18 protein-coding genes and 1 riboswitch are annotated in these 20676 nt (G+C 37.2%); of the genes, 9 read left to right on the top strand and 9 right to left on the bottom strand.

Annotated elements, in window-relative coordinates:
* Positions 1-33: 33 nt before the first annotated feature.
* The 6 genes from ACQKMI_RS11950 to plsY form a co-directional block, all read right to left on the bottom strand.
* Positions 34-1875: an endospore germination permease gene (locus ACQKMI_RS11950; RefSeq protein ID WP_427489110.1), complete on the bottom strand. Its 1842-nt coding sequence runs from the start codon at positions 1873-1875 to the stop codon at positions 34-36.
* Positions 1876-1911: 36 nt separating this feature from the next.
* Positions 1912-2145 (bottom strand): hypothetical protein, encoded by a 234-nt coding sequence (locus ACQKMI_RS11945; RefSeq protein WP_427489108.1) that lies wholly within the window; start codon positions 2143-2145, stop codon positions 1912-1914.
* Positions 2146-2148: 3 nt separating this feature from the next.
* Positions 2149-3348, bottom strand: a complete 1200-nt coding sequence (locus ACQKMI_RS11940; protein WP_427489106.1) for a Ger(x)C family spore germination protein — start codon at positions 3346-3348, stop codon at positions 2149-2151.
* A gap of 14 nt (positions 3349-3362) precedes the next feature.
* Positions 3363-4910 carry a spore germination protein gene (locus ACQKMI_RS11935; protein ID WP_427489104.1) on the bottom strand — a complete coding sequence of 516 codons (1548 nt, stop codon included), beginning with the start codon at positions 4908-4910 and terminating at the stop codon, positions 3363-3365.
* A gap of 127 nt (positions 4911-5037) precedes the next feature.
* Positions 5038-5328, bottom strand: coding sequence for a HesB/YadR/YfhF family protein (locus ACQKMI_RS11930; RefSeq protein ID WP_427414110.1), 291 nt, complete (start codon positions 5326-5328; stop codon positions 5038-5040).
* Positions 5329-5347: 19 nt separating this feature from the next.
* Entirely contained in the window at positions 5348-5950 is a 603-nt protein-coding gene (plsY, locus tag ACQKMI_RS11925; protein ID WP_427489102.1) for a glycerol-3-phosphate 1-O-acyltransferase PlsY, read from the bottom strand.
* A 694-nt stretch (positions 5951-6644) separates the two neighbouring features.
* On the opposite strand from plsY, the gene parE reads away from it, so the two are divergent.
* The 3 genes from parE (at position 6645) to ACQKMI_RS11910 (ending at position 11678) form a co-directional block, all read left to right on the top strand.
* Positions 6645-8621 (top strand): DNA topoisomerase IV subunit B, encoded by a 1977-nt coding sequence (gene parE / locus ACQKMI_RS11920; RefSeq protein ID WP_427489101.1) that lies wholly within the window; start codon positions 6645-6647, stop codon positions 8619-8621.
* Positions 8618-11050, top strand: a complete 2433-nt coding sequence (parC, locus tag ACQKMI_RS11915; RefSeq protein WP_427489099.1) for a DNA topoisomerase IV subunit A — start codon at positions 8618-8620, stop codon at positions 11048-11050. The genes parE and parC overlap by 4 nt, the downstream gene beginning before the upstream one ends.
* 238 nt (positions 11051-11288) lie before the next feature.
* Positions 11289-11678, top strand: a complete 390-nt coding sequence (locus tag ACQKMI_RS11910) for a YidH family protein (RefSeq protein WP_427489097.1) — start codon at positions 11289-11291, stop codon at positions 11676-11678.
* A 109-nt stretch (positions 11679-11787) separates the two neighbouring features.
* On the opposite strand, the gene ACQKMI_RS11905 is transcribed toward ACQKMI_RS11910, so the two are convergent.
* Both ACQKMI_RS11905 and ACQKMI_RS11900 read right to left on the bottom strand, forming a co-directional pair.
* Positions 11788-13071 (bottom strand): MFS transporter, encoded by a 1284-nt coding sequence (locus tag ACQKMI_RS11905; protein ID WP_427489095.1) that lies wholly within the window; start codon positions 13069-13071, stop codon positions 11788-11790.
* Between the two features lie 64 nt (positions 13072-13135).
* Positions 13136-13744 (bottom strand): TetR/AcrR family transcriptional regulator, encoded by a 609-nt coding sequence (locus tag ACQKMI_RS11900; RefSeq protein ID WP_427489093.1) that lies wholly within the window; start codon positions 13742-13744, stop codon positions 13136-13138.
* Positions 13745-14082: 338 nt separating this feature from the next.
* A riboswitch (TPP riboswitch) is annotated at positions 14083-14193 on the top strand.
* Positions 14194-14325: 132 nt separating this feature from the next.
* Here ACQKMI_RS11900 and ACQKMI_RS11895 point away from each other — a divergent pair.
* The 5 genes from ACQKMI_RS11895 to ACQKMI_RS11875 are packed head-to-tail and all read left to right on the top strand — an operon-like array spanning position 14326 to position 17849.
* Entirely contained in the window at positions 14326-15321 is a 996-nt protein-coding gene (locus tag ACQKMI_RS11895) for an ABC transporter substrate-binding protein (RefSeq protein WP_427489091.1), read from the top strand.
* 1 nt (position 15322) lies between these two features.
* Positions 15323-15616 carry a thiamine-binding protein gene (locus ACQKMI_RS11890; protein WP_323645848.1) on the top strand — a complete coding sequence of 98 codons (294 nt, stop codon included), beginning with the start codon at positions 15323-15325 and terminating at the stop codon, positions 15614-15616.
* Positions 15613-16383 (top strand): ABC transporter permease, encoded by a 771-nt coding sequence (locus ACQKMI_RS11885; RefSeq protein WP_427489089.1) that lies wholly within the window; start codon positions 15613-15615, stop codon positions 16381-16383. The genes ACQKMI_RS11890 and ACQKMI_RS11885 overlap by 4 nt, the downstream gene beginning before the upstream one ends.
* Positions 16361-17110, top strand: a complete 750-nt coding sequence (locus tag ACQKMI_RS11880; RefSeq protein WP_427489087.1) for an ABC transporter ATP-binding protein — start codon at positions 16361-16363, stop codon at positions 17108-17110. Before ACQKMI_RS11885 ends, ACQKMI_RS11880 begins: the two co-directional genes overlap by 23 nt.
* On the top strand, positions 17100-17849 hold the full coding sequence (locus ACQKMI_RS11875) for a TatD family hydrolase (protein WP_427489085.1): 750 nt from the start codon (positions 17100-17102) through the stop codon (positions 17847-17849). The genes ACQKMI_RS11880 and ACQKMI_RS11875 overlap by 11 nt, the downstream gene beginning before the upstream one ends.
* A 255-nt stretch (positions 17850-18104) precedes the next feature.
* On the opposite strand, the gene ACQKMI_RS11870 is transcribed toward ACQKMI_RS11875, so the two are convergent.
* The gene (locus ACQKMI_RS11870) at positions 18105-19523 is read right to left on the bottom strand and encodes a PLP-dependent aminotransferase family protein (RefSeq protein WP_427489083.1); all 1419 of its coding nucleotides are present in this window, start codon (positions 19521-19523) and stop codon (positions 18105-18107) included.
* Positions 19524-19636: 113 nt separating this feature from the next.
* Between ACQKMI_RS11870 and ACQKMI_RS11865 the strand changes: the two genes are divergently transcribed.
* On the top strand, positions 19637-20560 hold the full coding sequence (locus ACQKMI_RS11865) for a DMT family transporter (RefSeq protein WP_427489082.1): 924 nt from the start codon (positions 19637-19639) through the stop codon (positions 20558-20560).
* Positions 20561-20676: the final 116 nt, after the last annotated feature.

Raw genomic sequence — 20676 nt, 5'->3', positions numbered from 1 at the left:
TTTCAGGTCATCATTTTTTTTGCCATTATGCTGTTAATTTTCTGATGAATCTTTATTTTTATCACTGTTTGGCGTATTTCCGGTATCGCTATCATTCTGTGTAGTATTGCCGGCATCGTTTTCACTTTTACTTTGAGTAGTATTTTCGCCATTACTACTATTTGTACTTTCAGAAGCGTTTTCGTTATTGCTACTACTTGTATTTTGAGAAGCATTACCGGCATTGTTGTTACTTGAACTTTGAGAAGCGTTTTCGTTATTGCTACTACTTGAACTTTGAGAAGAATTACCGCCATTGTTGTTACTTTCACATTGAGCAGAATTTTCGTTATTGCTACTACTCGCACTTTTAGAAGTATTACCGTCATTGCTGTTACTTGAACTTTGAGCAGAATTTTCGTTATTGCTATTACTTGTACTTTGAGAAGAATTACCGCCATTGCTGTTACTTGAACTTTGAGAAGCGTTTTCGTTATTGCTACTACTTGTACTTTGAGAAGCATTACCGCCATTACTGTTACAATCACTTTGGGTAGAATTATCGTTATTGCTATTATTTGCACTTTGAACAGAATCATCGTTATTGCTATTACATGTACTTTGAGCAGAACTTTCTCCATTGTTGTTACTTGTACTTTGAGAAGAATCTCCACCATTGCTACTACTAGCATTCTGAGCAGAATTATCGTTATTATTACTACTGTCATTTTGTGTAGTATTCCCGCCAGTACTACCATTTTCATTTTGTGTATTACTATCGCATTGCGTTGTATTTCCTTGATTACCATTAATTTTACGAATCATCGCGACAAGTAATAAAACTATTGGTAATAAGATCATGAAAACGAAGGAAAACATAGGCCATGTTTCTCTATTGTAAATATCTGAATGAATGATATTAGGATGAACAATTTGTGAAAGTCCAAGGATAATCATACCGAGTGGAAAAATGAGCGGTCGATGATTTTTAATTTTAAATATTTGTGCAATACCGATCACCGAAGCATAAAAATACATAAAAGTTCTAATATAAATTGATATAATCCACATGGCTGCCATAATCACTTCAATGCGTTGTAAAAAGTTCCCGATTGAAATTCTTTGAGCTAATGAATAGCTAGGAAATGTCCTAGAAGCTGTATTTGCCGGACCTAGGACAAGGATAGACAGTGCGATGGTCGTAATTAAGACAATCCCTCCAATAATTGCGCCAATGTAAAACCCTTTTTGTGCAGATTTTTGGACGTTAACTGTGTAAGGGAAAATCATTAATAATACAGCAAGCGGGAATGAAAAAAGACTTATAAATCGAATTATACTAAAGAATATTGATTTTTTTGGTGTTTCCATTATTGGCTGTATATTTTCAATTTGGATGGATGGTGAAATAAAAATGACAAAGAAAATAAAAATTAAAATAAAAATTGGACATAGTACTTCTGCAGAACGGGCAAATACTTCAATTCCTAAAAATGCAGCATAAATAATGATAATACTGAACATAAATGCAAAGGCCATCGTAGGTGTTTCTGGCATTATTTCCGTTTTCATGAAAATTCCAATGAAATATAATAATTCACCGGCAGAAAGTAAGCATATAAGAATAAAGCCAATCGCAGTAAATTTTCCGAAAAAACGACCTAATATCTTTTCATTCGCCTCTACAAATGTAAGGGTAGGAGTTCTATTTCCTAAAGCAACGAAAAGCTTTAGTATGGGCAAACTTATTACGACACCAATGATCGCTGCAATCCAGGCATCTTGCTTTGCTTCGCTTGTTACACTTGCAGGGATAATTAAAATGGCTGTACCAATTGAAAAGAGAAGGGTAATGATCATAAATTGTCTTGAACTAATTATTTCTTTTTCCATCATGAACGATACCCCTTTTCTTAACATAAAGTTGCCTTATTATTTTGTCAGAGAGACGATTAAATCTTTAATTGGTGAAAAAATAAAGGAAATCAAATCTAGTGGGCTCGGTATTTTGAGCTTTAATAAGATCGCAATATTTAATGCAGTACCTAGCAATAAAAAAATCGAAAAAACAACGATCGTTTTCGTTTCTTTTTTTCTTTTTAATGTTGGAATAAAGGCAAAGGCAATACTAGCAGAAATGATTAGTATGAATATCGTCATAACCATAGCTTATTCTCCCTTCGGCTTATTCACTAATGAGTTTTCCATCGTCCCTAATCCTTGTGTGTTCACATGTACGTCAACTTTAACTGGTAGTTCTTGAAATATAGTTAGCCAGTCTTTTTTGATTTTTTTCCACTCTTTAGGGTTTTTGCGATGAAGTGCTTCACCAAATCCAAAAATATCGACCCGGTAACTTTGCTGAACTGTTTTGACTGTTTCTTCGATTCGCTTTTTTATAAGTTCTGCCGTTTTTTTATTGACGTAGTGAATCGATTTTTCCTTTGTAAGGTCTATATTACATTCAACTTCTCCGACATTTTGGTTAACATCTATAGAAACATTGATTTTGGGGGTTCCATTTTCAAATTTACCTTTTATTTTTGTCTTTGAGTGTGTAATTTCAGTTGATATCGTACCTCCCTTTGGGCAAGCAAGAATTTCAATTGTACTGTCTATTTTGTCCTTTAAAAAACCCACGCTTCTACTCTCATCTTCCGTTAAAAGCCCAATGAGTTTATCTTCTTTAAAAACAGCCAAGCCAGCATACTTCAACATCACAGAAGCCTTCGATTTTTTAATATTCGATTGGTTCATTCCCGCACTTTTATCCCCATGTATTTCAATGGCAGACATGACTATACTTGTTTCTTTGTTATTTAAAGTATTGATTAATTCATCAATTTTAATGGATTGGGTTGTACCCCAAGTTTTCTCCGCCGTTTTAAGAGAATTTAGCATTTTATTAGCTGGTACTTTTTCGATAGGTGTTAATACATTTAAAACTTCGTCGGCAGTCGCGTCATGAGCAACGATGACATCGAAATCATTTCTGAATTCATGATCTCTTGAAATTAAATCTAATGGCTTACCAATTCCTTCTTTTGCTAATTCATCGCCGAGCACAACTATTTGAAGATGAGAAAAATAAAGTTTTCTAGCTGTTACTGTTGTCATTTTTCGAATGGCCTCAAAGACCGTTTTACCTTTTGAATGGTAGGTAATAACGGGAGACCGTCCTGAAGTAGGCCGTTTGGAAGAGATTTCACCAGGATCTACAACTTGAACAGTTATGTCAAATTCATTATCTACTTTATCTATTCCTAATGCTGCGACAATTGCTAATTCATTGAGTTCACGCTTACTCCAGCAACCACTTAAAAGTAAAGTAAGAATCATTAGTAAACATATTGCCTTAGATTTTGACATAGTTTATTCCTCGTTTACACATTCTTTTGGTTCCTTTTTTTCGTATTAAAATATTTATGACCTCTGACAGTATTTTTTTGACTAATTAAGCGTGGTCGAGTCAATAAAGCTCTACGCGGGAACAATACTAGTGCATCTTTTTGATCCTTTAAAATTAATGGACCGAATGGACTTAAATATGGAACACCGAAAGTTCGTATGCTGCATAAGTGTAGAAGGATGATCATAAGGCCAAACATCACACCATATAACCCAACTATTGCTGCTACAATCATTAATGGGAAACGAAGCGCACGAACTGTATTGGATAAGCCATAAGCAGGGAACAAGAAGCTACAAATGGCTGTTAACGCTACAATAATGACCATTACGGCAGATACAACTCCTGCTTCTACAGCAGCTTGACCGATCACTAATGTTCCAACAATGGATACGGCTGGTCCAATAGTTCTTGGCATTCGAAGACCTGCTTCTCTTAACACCTCAAAGGCAATCTCCATAATGAGTGCCTCTACAACGGCAGGGAAGGGGACTCCTTCTCGTTGAGATGCAATACTTATCAGCATAGGAGTTGGTAGCATTTCTTGATGGAAGGTGGTGATCGCTACGTAAAGAGATGGCGCTATCAAGGCTAGGCCAATTCCGAAAAATCTCAATAAGCGTACAAGAGAACTAATCATCCAATGCTGATAATAATCTTCGGCAGATTGTAAAAAGGATGTAAATAAGGCTGGCACAATTAGGACAAACGGTGAACCGTCCACTAAAATAGCAATTTTACCGTCTAATAACTCACCAGCAATAACATCAGGCCGTTCAGAATTATAAATAGTAGGGAATATAGTGAATTTGTTATCTTGAATAAAATCTTCGATGTAGCCACTTTCTAAAATACCATCAATATTAATACGATCTAATCGGGCAAGAACCTCTGCTACTATTTTGTCATTAGCAATGCCATTTATATACATAACTGCAACATCCGTTTTTGTTACTTCACCGACAATTCGAGTCTTGATCCAAAGATTCGGACTTTTAATTTTTCGACGGACCAGAGCCGTGTTCGTACGTAATGTTTCCGTAAATGATTCCCTTGGACCTCTAATTACCGACTCTGTGGATGGTTCCATAACGGCTCTATCTTTTGGACCTTTTGTACTTGTCACGATACCAGTTGAAGATTCATCTAATAAGATGACCGTATCACCATTTAAAATAGAATTGTACAGTGCTGAAAAATGGAAAATATCATTCACATCGCCGGCTGTTAAACAAGAATCTCTCAAATATCGAATAATCTTTTCTATTTCTGTATCTTGATTATCTTCAATATCAAGCATTAATTTATCAATTACAGCATTAGAGATGCTTATTTTATCGGATAAGCCATCTACGTAGATAATCGCTAACGTATATTTTTCAGCTTTTCCAATGGTAATTTCTCGTATGACAAGGTCATTACTATTCCCGAGTGTGTTTTTAATCATCTTTAAATTTTGAGAAAGAGAACTATATAGTTGGTCATTGTTTTGGGAGGTATCTGCAATTTTAGAAATAGACATGTTCTTTCCTCCTCAAGTTTTAACATAAATATAGAATGTACAACTTTGAGAGAAGATAAACCAAAATTAGAAGTTAACTCATATAAAAAAGCAGTGTTCCCTTCGTCTAACGAAAGGAAACACTGCTTTATTTTTTATACTCATATTTTAATTCGTCATTTGTAGCATCCACATCTACATATAAATGGTGATCATTGAAGAACCATAAATCTTTTTCATCAATATAGTAGGTTACATCGTCAATAACTGTCTTAACACCAATTTCGATTGGTTCTTCACGTGTCATACCAAGAGAAAAGCCTTCGTGAAAAGGACTGGAACCGCCATATCTAGCATAAAAACGAATAGTATCTCCGGATTCTACTTCCATCTCTTGTTTGAACCATTGTAGGGCTTCATCTGTTAATACGATATTCATTAGAATGTTCCTCTCCTTGTTACAGCCATTTTACCTTTGGCTCGGTGCCATTTTTAATGCGGGCAATATTTGCTCGGTGACGATACATGATAAAGGTAAATAAACATGCTACTAAAATACCTAATGCAAAATCACCGGTAACAAAATAATAAACGATTGAATAAATAAGTGCTACTAAAGCGGCAATCATCGAAGTTAAACTTACAATTTTCGTTATTTTTAATGTTACAAAAAAAGCAATAAATAGTAAGACAAATAGAGGCCATGAATATCCTAAGAGAACGCCTGCTGATGTTGCCACCGCTTTCCCTCCACGGAAACCTGCAAAAATAGGGAACATATGACCAATAACGGCTACTATCCCAAGAATTAGCGAGTGAATGGAGACTTCAGAGAATATAGGGAGAGCTACAAGTAATACGGCTGCTGTACCTTTTAAGACATCCATAATCGTAACGACTATTCCTGCTTTTTTTCCTAAAATACGAAATGTATTCGTTGCACCTAAATTACCGCTTCCGTGTTCACGAATATCCGTTTTATAAAAAATTTTGCCTACCCATAATCCAGAAGGTATAGAGCCGATTAGATAAGCACATAAAATAATAAGTCCATTTAGCATAGCTGGACTCCTTTCATCCAAAGATTATCACTTGGTACTAATAATATGTAATAAATATTCTACACTTTTTCTCTACAATCTACAATGTCATGAAGGAGATTTCTTAGTGTATCTTGAATTCATTATAAAAGATAACTATTTTTTAAGGATTTTTATATGTAGTTAAATTTATTTTAGGCTTTTTGACATGATTCATGTTGGCAGCATGAATGTCCTTTCTAAAAATATAGGTATAAAGGCAATTTTGTCAATCATCCATTCCTTTGGTAGAATAGAAGTCTATCTTTAATTTCTAGAGTAAGTTAGTATAAATTTTCTAATAGACAGAAGAAACCTATGAAGTACTGTACTGTATATTTTTCAGGGGATATTCAAATGCTTCTGTAAGGAAGACCAAAACCTATAGCGATCGGCATCGTTTTGAAATGAGAGAAATGACCAGAAGTTAGCCATATGTAGTTTTATTTATGCAACTAATGTTTATGATCCTGCGTCAAGGGAATAGGATAGTTAGTAATACATATTAAAGCAACTATTGCAACTTTTTCTTCAGGTAAAAAGCTCAAAACGACTAAGCTGTGAGGAAATTTTAAAAATTTATTGGGTCTGTCACTAGCTATTGACAGGAAATGCTATTATTATTAGGAAGAGAACATAAATAGAACATGCGTTTTGTTTTTTGGAGGGGAATTTTTTGGCGAATAAACAGTCACCAAGCGTCTATAATGATGACGCCATTCAAGTATTAGAAGGATTAGAAGCGGTACGAAAACGACCCGGCATGTATATCGGTTCTACAGATGGCCGTGGACTTCATCACCTAGTATATGAAATCGTAGATAATGCGGTGGATGAAGCACTGGCTGGCTTTGGTACTCATATCATTGTCAATATTCATAAAGATCAAAGTATCAGCGTTCGAGACTTCGGCCGTGGAATGCCAACAGGTATGCATAAGATGGGGAAACCCACTCCCGAAATTATCTTTACTGTCTTACATGCTGGTGGTAAATTCGGGCAAGGTGGCTATAAAACAAGTGGTGGCTTACATGGTGTAGGTTCTTCTGTTGTTAATGCTTTATCCACTTTTTTAGAAGTAACGATTCATCGTGACGGTAAAAAGTATCGTCAACGCTTTGAAAACGGTGGCCATCCTGTAACAACATTAGAAGAAATAGGACAAACAAAACAGACAGGAACACTTGTACATTTTCTACCAGATGACACAATTTTCTCTGTAACAAAATTCAATTATGATACGCTTGCAGAACGTTTACGAGAGTCAGCATTTTTATTAAAAGGCTTAAAAATTGAGCTAATCGATGAACGCGAGGAAGGCAAAGGTGATGTTTTCTTTTATGAGAACGGCATTGAAGCTTTCGTTGCGTATTTGAATGAGGAAAAGGATGTCCTTCATCCCGTTAAGTATGTGGAAGGGATTCAAGACGATATTGAAGTAGAATTCGCCTTCCAATTCAATGATGGCTACTCAGAAACAATCCTTTCATTTGTTAACAATGTACGTACCCGTGATGGTGGGACACATGAAACAGGTGCCAAGTCAGCGTTAACTCGTGTTTTCAATGAATATGCACGGAAAATTGGGCTGTTAAAAGATAAAGATAAAAATCTTGAAGGGACAGACATTCGAGAGGGCTTAGCAGCGATAGTTTCTGTTCGTATTCCAGAGCATTTACTACAATTCGAAGGTCAAACGAAGGGTAAGCTCGGAACTAGTGAGGCACGCTCGGCAGTAGATAGTGTTGTTTCGGAGCAAATTTTATATGTGCTTGAGGAAAACGCTGAATTGTCTGCTTCTCTTGTGCGTAAAGCTATTCGTGCGCAGCAAGTACGTGAAGCGGCTCGTAAAGCACGTGAAGATGCACGAAACGGCAAAAAGAGCAAAAAAGGTAGTACGATTCTTTCCGGAAAATTAACACCTGCACAATCTCGAAATGCGGCGAGAAACGAGCTGTATTTAGTCGAAGGGGACTCTGCAGGAGGGTCTGCAAAACAAGGACGAGATCGTACGTTCCAAGCGATCTTACCATTGCGTGGTAAAGTTATTAATACTGAAAAAGCAAAGCTTCAGGATATAATGAAAAATGAAGAGATTTCAACGATTATCCATGCTATTGGTGCTGGCGTTGGAACAGATTTCTCTGTCGAAGATGCAGCGTATGACAAAGTCGTGATTATGACCGATGCGGATACGGACGGAGCGCATATTCAAGTGCTGCTGCTAACGTTCTTCTATCGTTATATGCGACCATTGATTGAATCTGGAAAAGTATTTATCGCATTACCACCACTTTATAAAGTATCAAAGGGTACTGGTAAAAAAGAAGTGATTGAATATGCTTGGACCGAAAATGATTTACAAAAGGCCATTAATAAAGTTGGAAAGGGTTACATATTACAGCGCTATAAAGGTCTTGGTGAGATGAATGCTGACCAGCTGTGGGATACGACGATGAACCCTGATACGCGTACATTAATACGTGTAACGATTGAGGATGGTGCACGTGCTGAAAGACGTGTGACAACATTAATGGGCGATAAAGTAGAGCCACGCCGTAAATGGATCGAAGCGAATGTAAACTTCGGTATGGAGGATGATTCAAATATTTTAGAAAATGAATTCATCCAACAAGAGGAGGACCAAGCATGAGTAGTACGGAAAAGTATCAAGATTTACCTTTAGAAGAAGTAATGGGTGACCGTTTTGGTCGCTATAGTAAATATATTATTCAAGACCGCGCGTTGCCAGATGCACGTGACGGTCTTAAGCCTGTGCAACGACGTATTTTATTTGCGATGTTTACAGAGGGCAATACGAACGATAAACCATTCCGTAAATCAGCCAAAACTGTCGGTAATGTTATCGGTAATTATCACCCACACGGTGACAGTTCAGTCTATGAAGCGATGGTGCGCATGAGTCAGGATTGGAAGGCGCGCCATATGCTTATTGAAATGCATGGGAATAACGGCTCTGTTGATGGTGACCCACCGGCAGCGATGCGTTATACAGAGGCAAGACTTTCTGCTATTGCAGCGGAAATGCTCCGCGATATTGGCAAGAAAACCGTTGAATTTGTACCAAACTTTGATGATCAGGATATGGAGCCGACTGTTTTACCAGCTCGTTTCCCGAACTTACTAGTCAACGGCTCAACGGGTATTTCGGCTGGTTATGCCACAGACATTCCTCCACACGCACTTGATGAGGTGCTAGACGGTGTTCTGATGCGCTTAGATAAGCCAAACTCCACTGTTGATGAATTAATGACCGTTATTAAAGGGCCTGATTTCCCAACAGGTGGGATCATCCAAGGTGTCGATGGTATTAAAAAGGCATATGAGACTGGACGCGGTAAAATCATTGTGCGCGCTCAAGCAGTCGTGGAGCCAATTAAAGGTGGCAAAGAGCAAATCGTTATTACGGAATTACCGTATGATGTCAATAAAGCAAATCTTGTGAAGAAAATCGATGAGCAACGCGTGGATAAACGACTTGAAGGAATTGCAGAGATTCGCGATGAATCGGATCGTACAGGCCTACGTGTTGTCATTGAACTGAAAAAAGATGTTCCAGGACAAGGGATTTTACATTACTTGTTCAAAACAACTGATTTACAAGTAGCCTATAATTTTAATATGATCGCTATCCATAATCGTCGTCCGACAATGATGACATTGCCATTGTTACTGGATTCTTATATTACCCATCAAAAGGAAGTTGTGACGAACCGCTCTATTTATGATTTGCAAAGAGCTAAAGATCGTTCGCATATTGTTGATGGCTTAATAAAGGCATTGTCCATTTTAGACGAAGTTATTGCAACGATTCGTTCGTCTAATGATAAACGAGATGCGAAAACGAATTTACAGGTGAAGTTTGACTTTACAGAAGTGCAATCTGAGGCAATCGTGAGCTTGCAATTATACCGATTAACAAATACGGATATCACAGAACTTCGTAATGAACAGGATGAATTAAGTAAACTAATCGATAAGCTTGAAGGGATTCTTAATAGCGAAGCAAAGCTTGTACGTGTCATTAAACAGGAACTACTTGACATTAAAAAGCGCTTTTCAGAGCCACGTCGCTCAAGAATCGAGCAAGAAATTGAAGAAATCAAAATTACGTTAGATGTCCTTGTGCCAAGTGAAGAGGTCGTAGTGACTGTCACAAAAGATGGCTATATTAAGCGGACATCTACACGTTCACATGCAGCTTCAAACGGTCAGGATTTTGCAATGAAAGATTCCGATTATTTATTATATGAAGCAAATTTAAATACACAGCATCATCTACTGCTGTTCACAAATCGAGGCAATTATATTTATCAGCCTGTCCATGAGCTACCTGATATTCGTTGGAAGGATCTTGGTCAGCATATTTCAAGTATTGTGCCAACCGGAGAAGATGAATCTATTATTGCTGTATATGGTTTTGAGACATTCGAACAGGCCAATACGTATATTTTAACGGCTACGAAAGATGGACAAATTAAACGCTCATCTGTAGCAGATTATGCTGTAACACGCTATTCGAAGCCGATAAAAACGATGAATGTCAAGTCAGGCGATGAAATGATTTTTGCGGGTATTGTGACGGACGAGGCAGAACTAATGTTAACGACAGATACTGCGTATGCAATTCGTTTCCCAATCGAGGAATTACCAGTTACAGGTGTGAAAACAGGCGGCGTCAAAGGAATTACGCTGAAAGACGGAGAAGCATTAGTCGGCTTCAATGTTTTACCGCCAGATGAAACGTCCTATGTGGCAATTGTTACGCAACGCGGTGCTGTGAAGAAAATGAATGTAGCCGAAGTAGAAATGACTAGTCGTGCAAAACGCGGCTTAAAAGTATTAACAGAGTTAAAATCGAACCCACATCGAATCGTAGCTGTAGTAAAAGTAACAAATGAGGATCAGCTTACGATCGAGACGGAAAAAGGCGTTCAAGAAATCCTTGACGTACAAGCATTAACTCGAGCAGATCGCCATTCCAACGGCTCCTTTAAAGTAGATATAGCTACAGACGGTGCCATTTCACATGTGTTCACGGTCAAAAAAGAAGAGAAATAACATTAATTTTCTAGCCCAGCTCCTTGTGAGAGCTGGGTTTTTTTGGTAAATCGAAACCAATAATCTCTGTGCATTGTCTAACATAGATGCAGGGAACGTTAACTTTACTATCATTCGTATTTTCTCCTCTAAAATTCTTACATCAGATGGCGGATCAAATATTACGTAAATCATTTCAAACTTCGGGAATTATCAGAGAAACTTTCACAAAAACGCTAAAGGAGGGGGCCAACTATTAATGGAAGCTTTAAATAACGTGAAAGGAATAAAAGAAGAAAGTGTCAAATATGCACAACAACATTTAGCTAATGAAAGAACGTATTTGGCTTGGGTACGGACTGCTGTGTCAATGGTAGGTGTAGGGTTTTTGACAACTTCATTGCATTTTACTATTAAAATTAGCTCAAATCATTATATTAATAACGTAGCTGTATTTCTAGGCATCTTTGCGTGTATTGTTGGTTTAATTGCAGGAGTATTGGCAACCCTTCAATATTCAAGGAAAAAGAAAGAAATTCAAGATGGTATATTTATTCCTTCTAGTCGTAGTATTTTCTTTATATCTGCCTTATTCTCCTTATTAATTTGCATTATTTTTATGTATCTTTCTTTCTTACTATTCATGTAGGCTCTTATTATATTAGAAAGAATAGAGGGATACATAAAAATGCTGCTACGTTAACACAAAAAATATCGTCTTGGTCTAAAGCCTCGAGCAATTGCCGCGACATAATTGATTAAGAAACATGTACTTTTCTATCATTCCTTTCACTAACTTTAGCGTTTAGCGTTTTTGTTATTATGTAGTACAAAAATGTACCTGTTAATCCTAGAATAAGGAGCAATCCGCTCATATATATAGGGGGAATCCACTGTCCGACGATGATCAATAACGAAGCTATAATCATTGCTCCATAGGTAGTTAAGCTATTAAAAGCCATATAAGTGCTACGAGCGTTAGATGGGGCAAGTTCTCCTATCATCGCCTGTTTAATAGGCACAAACATTAGCTCACCAATTGTTCCAATAAACATGGCAATAAAAAGAATCAACACACTATTTGAAGAAGCAAAGACACTAAAACATATAGAAAAGATCAACATTCCTGTTACAAGAGTCCAGCGATCACTACATTTTTTTAATAAGAATAATACAGCACTTGAGAGGAGAACTACAAGAATAGTATTCTCCGTTCGAAGAAAACCAAGCATTTTTGTGCCATCTACCATGAAATCTATGCCAAAGAAGGAGGTTGAATGTTGAGGTATATCTTTTTCGAGACGTATCCCAATATAGTTTGATAAAGACTGTTCCAAGGTAAAGATCAAGATTGCTCCTAAAATATAAAACATAAATAGCTTATCTTTTATAACGGTTGAATAAGTTTGAAACATTTCTACTGATGAAGATTTTTTCTTATGATTAGAAGACTTAGGTGAAGGTTCTGGTAAATAAGTTTCTGTGATAAAAAATACAGTCATAAATACAGATAACAACGAGATTAGTGAAATCCCAATAAATAGCTCAAATAAGTAGTTTTTAAAAAGAAATGCCCCAATGATTCCTCCAATTGCCGTTGATAAATTCCCCAACCAGTAGCTAATCGTAAATACAAGCTTTCTCGATTCGGAATTAGTAACATCAATCATCATAGCTTGTGCGGCTGGCTGAAACATTCCTCCGCAAAACATATTAATGATGAAGAATGCTGCAGAAATATAAGGAAGGTTAAACCAAGGGGAATTACAAAGTGCTATTAACAGATATGAAAGCAATATACCTATTTCAGAATAAATCATTATTTTTTTTCGCCCTATTTTATCTGAAATATGCCCTCCGATAAACCCTCCAATAACCCCACTAATTACTATTATTATAAGAATAATACCAGTTTTAGTAGCTCCGATATTCTGGGTAAAATAAATTGCCAGAAAAGGAATAACAGCCATAGAAATAAGGCCGCCTAGAAATTGCATGGCTAGACGAAGTTTGATGTTGGGATGAATATCTCTCAATTTCATATAATCACTCCTATTTAATAATATATTGTCTACAAGTGCTGGCTGGGCAAAGTGGGGAGGAGGCTTATTTATTTGTGATAGGCCCAAATAATCTCAGAGCTTGTCTCGATATATCCTGCCGCATCACGTTTGTATATTCATCAATAAATGTTAAACGCATGCCGTTTAAGATGGAAAAGTATGACTCAGCAATTAATGAAGGGGATTCTTCATAAAAGTAACCGAGCCTTTGACCTTCTTCAATAACCGGATAAATACTATCTTTAAATACTTTTACGAAATCATCTAGTTCTTTAAAAAGTTTTGGGAAACGATCAGGTCTTGCAAGAACCTGCTGAATTAGACGTAAGTATTCACTTCTCATTGAAAAAAGCTGTATATGGCAATCTATCATTTCCTTCACAACTTCAAGAGGCTCACCTTTAAAGTGTTCTCCTAACTCAATAAAATAAGGTGTGATTTCCTTCAATGGCTCCAAAATAGCTGATTCATAAAGTGCTTCTTTTGAATCAAAATACGTAAATACGGTACCAAAGCTAACACCCGCTTCCTTTGCTATGTCGGCAACTTTTGTCTCCGCAAAACCAGTATCACTATATAATTTAATGGCAGCATTTAGGATAGTAGATCTTTTTCTTTTCTTTTTCTCATCATTAGTAAGTTTAGTTTCCATTTTATATACTCCTTCCAAAATAAATGATTGATTGGTCAATCAAATCTTATTGTAATATGTTTCCATTGTCAATATGTTGAGGGAATTTTTTGAATTTTATAGTTAGTTATAACGGAATTACTACAATGAAGGGCCATTATTCGCTAAAAGTATCTAGGTCTCCTTAAGAACGTTTTTGAAAGGAGAGGGCATAGCAGTTATTTAGTGTGAATGAAAAAAATATTTCAGAAGGTGGATTTGAAAAGAGGCCGTTTAATAATTTTTCAGCACTATCGGTAAACAGACCCTTGTCATTAACGGATTGATATGGGTATAATTATCATCGAAAAGTTCATATGGAAAGAATGTAGGGGGGCTGGTAGTTGCCAGCTGAGATTGTGTCCGATAGACGCTGACCCTTTGAACCTGATTTGGCTCGTACCAGCGTAGGGAACATCTATTCAAAAAAAGAAAGTTTTTGATACTGATTGTAAAACGTCTGGGAGGAATCCTAGGCGTTTTTTATGTTTTCAGACTTTTTTTCTTCTGGTAAAGACATTCATTCATGAACACTTTCACATTACTTACTTGGAGGAATCAGCATGAAAAAATGGTTATTGGTCCTAATGGCTGCACTTTTAACATTAGTGGGTTGTAGCGAAAAAGAGGCTAAAAAGGATGCTAAAGGATTAACAAAAGTATCGGTAGTTCTAGATTGGACACCGAATACAAATCATACCGGTTTATATGTAGCGGAAAAACTGGGCTACTTTAAGGAGCAGGGCTTAGATGTTGATATTTTATTACCTGGCGAAACGGGCGCAGATCAGCTTGTGGCGTCTGGGAAGGCTCAGTTTGGCGTAAGCTATCAGGAAGGGATTACACAGGCGCGTGTACAGGATGTACCTTTAGTATCGATTGCAGCGGTTATACAACATAATACTTCTGGCTTCGCATCTACCGCATCAAAAGGCATTAAGTCACCAAAGGATTTTGAAGGTAAAACATACGGGGGCTGGGGTGCGCCACTTGAAAAGGCTGTACTACAATCACTTATGCAAACAGAAAATGCGGATATTAATAAGTTAGATATCGTCAATGCAGGCGATTTAGACTTCTTTACAATGATGAAAAAAGATATTGATTTTGCGTGGATTTATTATGCATGGACAGGTATTGAAGCAGAACTTCGTGGCGAAAAGCTGAACATGCTTTATTTAACAGATTATAGTGAGCAGTTAGATTATTACACACCTGTACTTGCTACAAATGAAAAAATGATTAAGGATGATCCTGAGACGGTAAAAGCATTTGTCGCTGCTGCGGCTAAGGGTTATGAATATGCGATAAATCACCCAAATGAGGCAGCTGATATTTTACTAGAAGCGGTTCCTGATTTAGATAAGAACCTTGTGCATAAAAGTCAGGAATGGTTAGCAGATAAGTATCAAGACGACGCTGCACGATGGGGCGAGCAAAAACTTGCTGTTTGGGAAAACTACGCGAAATGGATGGCTAACAACAAAGTTTTAGAGGGCGAATTTAACGCAAAACAAGCATTTACAAACGATTTTTTACCGAAAAAGGAGACAAAGTAATATGGCAAACTCATTAATAAGTGTCCAAATTATCCCGAAAACTGAAACATACGCAGATGTGATCCCGTTTGTTGATGCAGCGATTGCGGTTATCGACGCATCAGGGGTGAAATATGAAGTTCATCCATTAGAAACGACAATGGAGGGTGAGCTTACGACTTTACTACAAATTATTGAAAAAATGAATGACAAAATGATAGAGCTTGGCGCGATCAATGTCATTACGCAAGTGAAAATTTTATATCAACCATCCGGTATTACAATGGATACGCTAACGGAGAAATACAAGGGATGAAGCAGGCTGTTATACAAGGAAGGACGATAATTTTTATCGCCTTCCTCTTATTCATATGGGAACTAATTGTCCGTTTTGCTAATATCCCACATTGGCTTTTGCCAGCACCGAGTGCCATTTTGAAAGAAGGTTTTCAATCGTATGAAACGTTTGTGCCGCATGCTTTCGCGACAATTCAATTAGCACTTCTAGGTCTTGCAATCGGGATATTATGTGGGCTAACGGTTGCCGTACTATTACATCGTTTTACTTTAGTAAGGGAGTTATTTTACCCTATTCTTATTATGTCGCAAAATGTCCCTGTGCTCGTCCTAGCACCTTTATTAATTATTTGGTTTGGCTTTGGTTTATTGCCAAAGCTCATTATTATTTGTCTTGTGTGCTTTTTTCCTATTGTTATTTCGGCAATGGATGGCTTTCGTCAAACTCCGCCTGAACTGAAGCATTATTTTGAGATGATTGGTGCAACGAAAGCACAAACCTTTTGGAAGCTAGAATGGCCTTATGCGTATCCAGCGATTTTTTCAGGCATTAAGATAGCGGCAACCTATAGTGTCATGGGGGCTATCATTGCGGAATGGTTAGGTGCGAAAATGGGGATTGGTGTCTACATGACGTTGGCACAATCTTCATTTCGAACGGATCGTGTATTTGTAGCAATTTTTGCTATCGTATTTTTAAGTTTGTTATTATTTAGTGCTATTCGATTACTAGAAAAACTTGTTGTAAAGGGGAGAGGACACCATGCTAAGCATTCAAAACATTGATAAATCCTTTGATTCCCTTCCAGTCATCCGTAATTTATATTTTGAGGTGAAGGACGGGGAGTTTGTGGCGATTATAGGTCCGTCAGGCAGTGGAAAAAGTACACTCTTTCAATTAATTGGTGGTGTTTCTTCAATTGATAAGGGTGCCATTTTATTAAACGGTACAGACATCCAGCGAACAAGAGGAACGATTGGCTATATGCCTCAGCAGCCATGTTTATTACCGTGGCGTACGATAATAGAAAACGTCACGATGGTCGAGGAGCTTCATGGAAAACCAAATGTTAACGTTGCGAAGGAATGGTTACATAAAGTGGGGCTCGCAACATTTGAAAATGCATATCCTGATGAGCTGTCGGGTGGTATGCAACAGCGGGTATCGTTTATTCGTGCAATTGTCAGTAATAAGCCTATTTTATGCTTAGATGAGCCATTTTCTGCACTTGATGAGTTTACAAGGCTTGAAATGCAGGCGTGGCTATTATCGATTTGGGAGAAATATCGAAAGTCTATTTTGTTCGTTACACATAGTATCGAGGAAGCTCTGTTTTTAGCTGATCGTATTATTGTACTCACGAAACGGCCAGCAACAATGAAAAAGGAAATAATCGTACCTTTTGCAAGGCCACGACAAGAAGAAATTCGTCATTCCGCTTCATTTACGGCTTTGAAGCAACAATTATTCACGTATTTAAAAGAAGAAAAGGATGAGGCGAATGTTGATTGATGCACATATTCATTTAGATCAGTATAAGGAAAACGACATACCTACTTTGCTAGAAGAAGCGGAACATGTCATTGCAGTAAGCATGAATCTACCGTCGTGTGAGAAGACGTTGAAGCTGTCGAAAGCCTATGCTAAGGTAAAGGCGGCGTTTGGCTTTCATCCTGAACAATCGCTACCTAGTGCTGCAGAGGAAGAGGCATTATTCGAGTGGATACGTCAACATGCTCATGACATGGTGGCAATTGGCGAGGTAGGGTTGCCTTATTATTTGAGGCAGGAGAAGGCTATTGATAATCGTTCGTATGTGGCTTTGTTAGAACGGTTTATTGTATTGGCAAAGGAATTAAATAAACCGATTGTCTTACATGCTGTTTATGAGGATGCGGCGATTGTTTGTGATTTGCTAGAAAAACATCATATAACGAAAGCGCACTTCCATTGGTTTAAAGGCGATGATGAAGTAGTTGAACGAATGATTTATAATGGGTATTTCATTTCTGTGACGCCTGATTGTACGTATGAGGTTGACATTCAAGAACTGATCAAAAAATACCCCATCGAGCTGATGATGGTAGAAACAGATGGGCCGTGGCCGTTCGAAGGTCCTTTTGACAACAAACGAACATCACCTTGGATGATGAATCATTCCATTGAGGTTATTGCCTCGATAAAAGGGCTTACAACACAGGCAGCGGCTCGCATCATTACAAGTAATTCGACAACATTTTATAATTTATAACAAAAAACACAGCTGTTTTTTTAGAGTAGCTGTGTTTTTTTAGGACCAAAATCGCTTATAAAACCACGAACATTGCTGATGAAAATAGTAGAATCACGATAGCATACATTCGTTTACGAAGGTGTTCTTAGGACCGTCCACCTTTAAGCGAAAGTTTAAAAAGGGATCTATTTATTAACCTAACTTTCGCAGAGCAAAATAGGAAGATAGTGGCCCTGATATCGCTTTGCAAACCTTTAATCCAAGCCCCTTTCCTCACTTAGAAAGAGATTGTGCCAATGCAACAAACCTTTTTACCCCTTCCCTAAGTTGTTTTTCATTTGCGTAAGAATAGCTTAAACGTATCCAGGATGATTGTTGTTTTAATGGATCACAAACTTGACCTGGCACAAAGGATATAGATTGTTCGATACTTTTGGTTAATAATAATTCAGTTTGAAGTGTATCTGGGAGTTGCACCCATAAATTAAGACCGCCTTTTGGACTGGTCCATTTCCAATCTGTTACTGCTAGCTCTTCCTCCATGATTTCCTTTCGAATCTGTAGGGCGATCCGGATTTTCTCCATGTGCTGCTGCAATCTTAGTGATGAAAAGTAATGAAGGAAAATTTTTTGATTGAGAAGTGGTGAGCCATTATCAGCTAATGATTTTACTGTTAGTAGTGAATTCATTAATGATGATTGACAAATAACAGCTGCAATTCTCAAACCAGGTGAGATATATTTGCAAAAGCTTCGGATATAAATGACTGTCCCAACAGTATCATATGTGTAAATTGGTGGTGGCGGGGCGTGATCAAAATATATGTCGTGATAGGCATCGTCCTCAATTAATAGACATCGATATTGTTCAGCTAATTCTACTAATCTTTTTCGCTGCTCAACTGAAACCGTATAACCAGTCGGGTTATGAAATGTTGGGTTGAGATAAAATAAGCGTGGTTTATATTGTTTCATATATAATTCAACCTGCTTTAAATCGTAACCGTCTGGATGGATATCAACTGTTATAATCTGTGCTCCTTGTGCTCTGAAAATATCAATCGCAGCACTATAGCTTGGACGTTCAAATAAAACGACGTCTCTTGACTTAATGAAAGTTTGAGCGATTAAGTGAATCGCTTGCTGTGAGCCAGAAGTGATTAGCAGATCACCTGCACCCAGATGAGTTTTATACTGGTTGATAAAATATTGAGTGAGTGTTTCACGTAGCTCTAAATCACCTTGCACAGTTGAGTAGGTTGCAAGTACTTTTGGATAAAGATCAAACACTCTCTTCACATAATCTGAAAAATAATGATTAGGCAAAAGATTTGGATCAACTAACGCCTGAGAAAAATGATAGGAGACAGGTGATTGATGGATTTCAGATAAATGATTTTTTTGTACGTATGCAGAAACAATTGGATTGTCCAAATCTAGATATTCAAGATTTTTCGTCACATTTGATTGGACAAAATAACCTGCTTTATCTTTTACGTAAACTTTGTCATGCTGTTTCAGTAATTGATAGGCCTTTAATACAGTTAATCGATGAACATTCATTTCAGATGCTAATTGCCTAACGGAGGGAATCTTTTCATGTTCTTTCCATTCTTTACGTTCTATTCTGTGAAGTACATAATCATATACTTTCTTAAAAAGATAGTCTCCATTTTGAATCGCTTTGCTCACTTCGATTCCTCCTATTCAAGACGATTGTACCACGATCCAATCTAATCTGTTCTACCTTTTTCAATCTGTTCTATCGTCTTTCTTTTATGATAGAAAAAGAGGAGGGGTTTTATATGGTTATTATTAATTATTTCTTCATGTGTTTGATTTTTGGAACAACATTTTTAGCGATTAAAATTGGTGTTGATGCAGGATTGCCTCCATTTTTTTCAGCCGGACTTCGTTTTTTCATTGCTGGCTTGCTGCTATTTAGTTTTATGGTGTGGAGAGAAAAAACGACAATATGGTTATTATTTCGGAAAGAGATGTTTTTTACAGGAGTAGGTTTAACCTTTGGGACGTTCGCCACATTATACTGGGCAGAACAGTATGTGACATCAGGGATTGCAGCTGTCTTATCTGCTACAGGTCCAATGATGATCATAGTTATTCAGATATTCATATTGAAGCAAAAAGGAAATTGGAAATCATTCATTGGTTGTGTCGTCGGAGTCATTGGTGTCACGCTCTTGATCTTACCTAGTTTTTCAATTGAGATTAGTCCCTTCTGGATGGTTGGTTGTTTCGCCGTTATATTGGGTGAAGTTTTTTACGCTTCTGGAACGATTTATTCGAAGCATGTCATCCGAAAATTTGAAACGACATCACCGATTGCTTTAAATGCAGCGCAAATGATGCATGGTGGGATTTTATTAATCATCTTGTCATTTTTCACCGAGAACATTCAGCTTGATTATCTTTTAAGCCCAGCTTCAATTGGCTCTTTTCTTTATTTAACTATTATTGGTTCAATGATCGGCCATAGTATTTATTATTGGCTTGTCTCACGGACAAATCCTGTTTTTCCTTCTACATGGCTGTATATCTCACCATTAATTGCCGTTATGCTAGGTGTTATCTTCTATCATGAATATATTTCTTGGCTAACAGGCATAGGAACTTTGACGATTATTGCAGGAACGGTTTTAGTCAATTTCGAAACATTACGGAAGCTGCTTTGGGGGAAGGGGACTGTTCTTCACGATGTTAAAAATTAACATGCTAGATTTTGTTCCGGTAAATTTATTTGAGTTTAATAATAAATAAGATAGCAGAAAATCTAATAATAATTACATTATTCGTAATCGGACGCGATTGTTGAAGAACAGCAGGA

The sequence above is a fragment of the Lysinibacillus sp. NPDC097214 genome (assembly GCF_050277945.1).
Lineage (GTDB): Bacteria > Bacillota > Bacilli > Bacillales_A > Planococcaceae > Lysinibacillus > Lysinibacillus xylanilyticus_B.
Note: the sequence above shows the minus strand (reverse complement) of the source record. Positions and strands in the feature narration are given on the sequence as shown.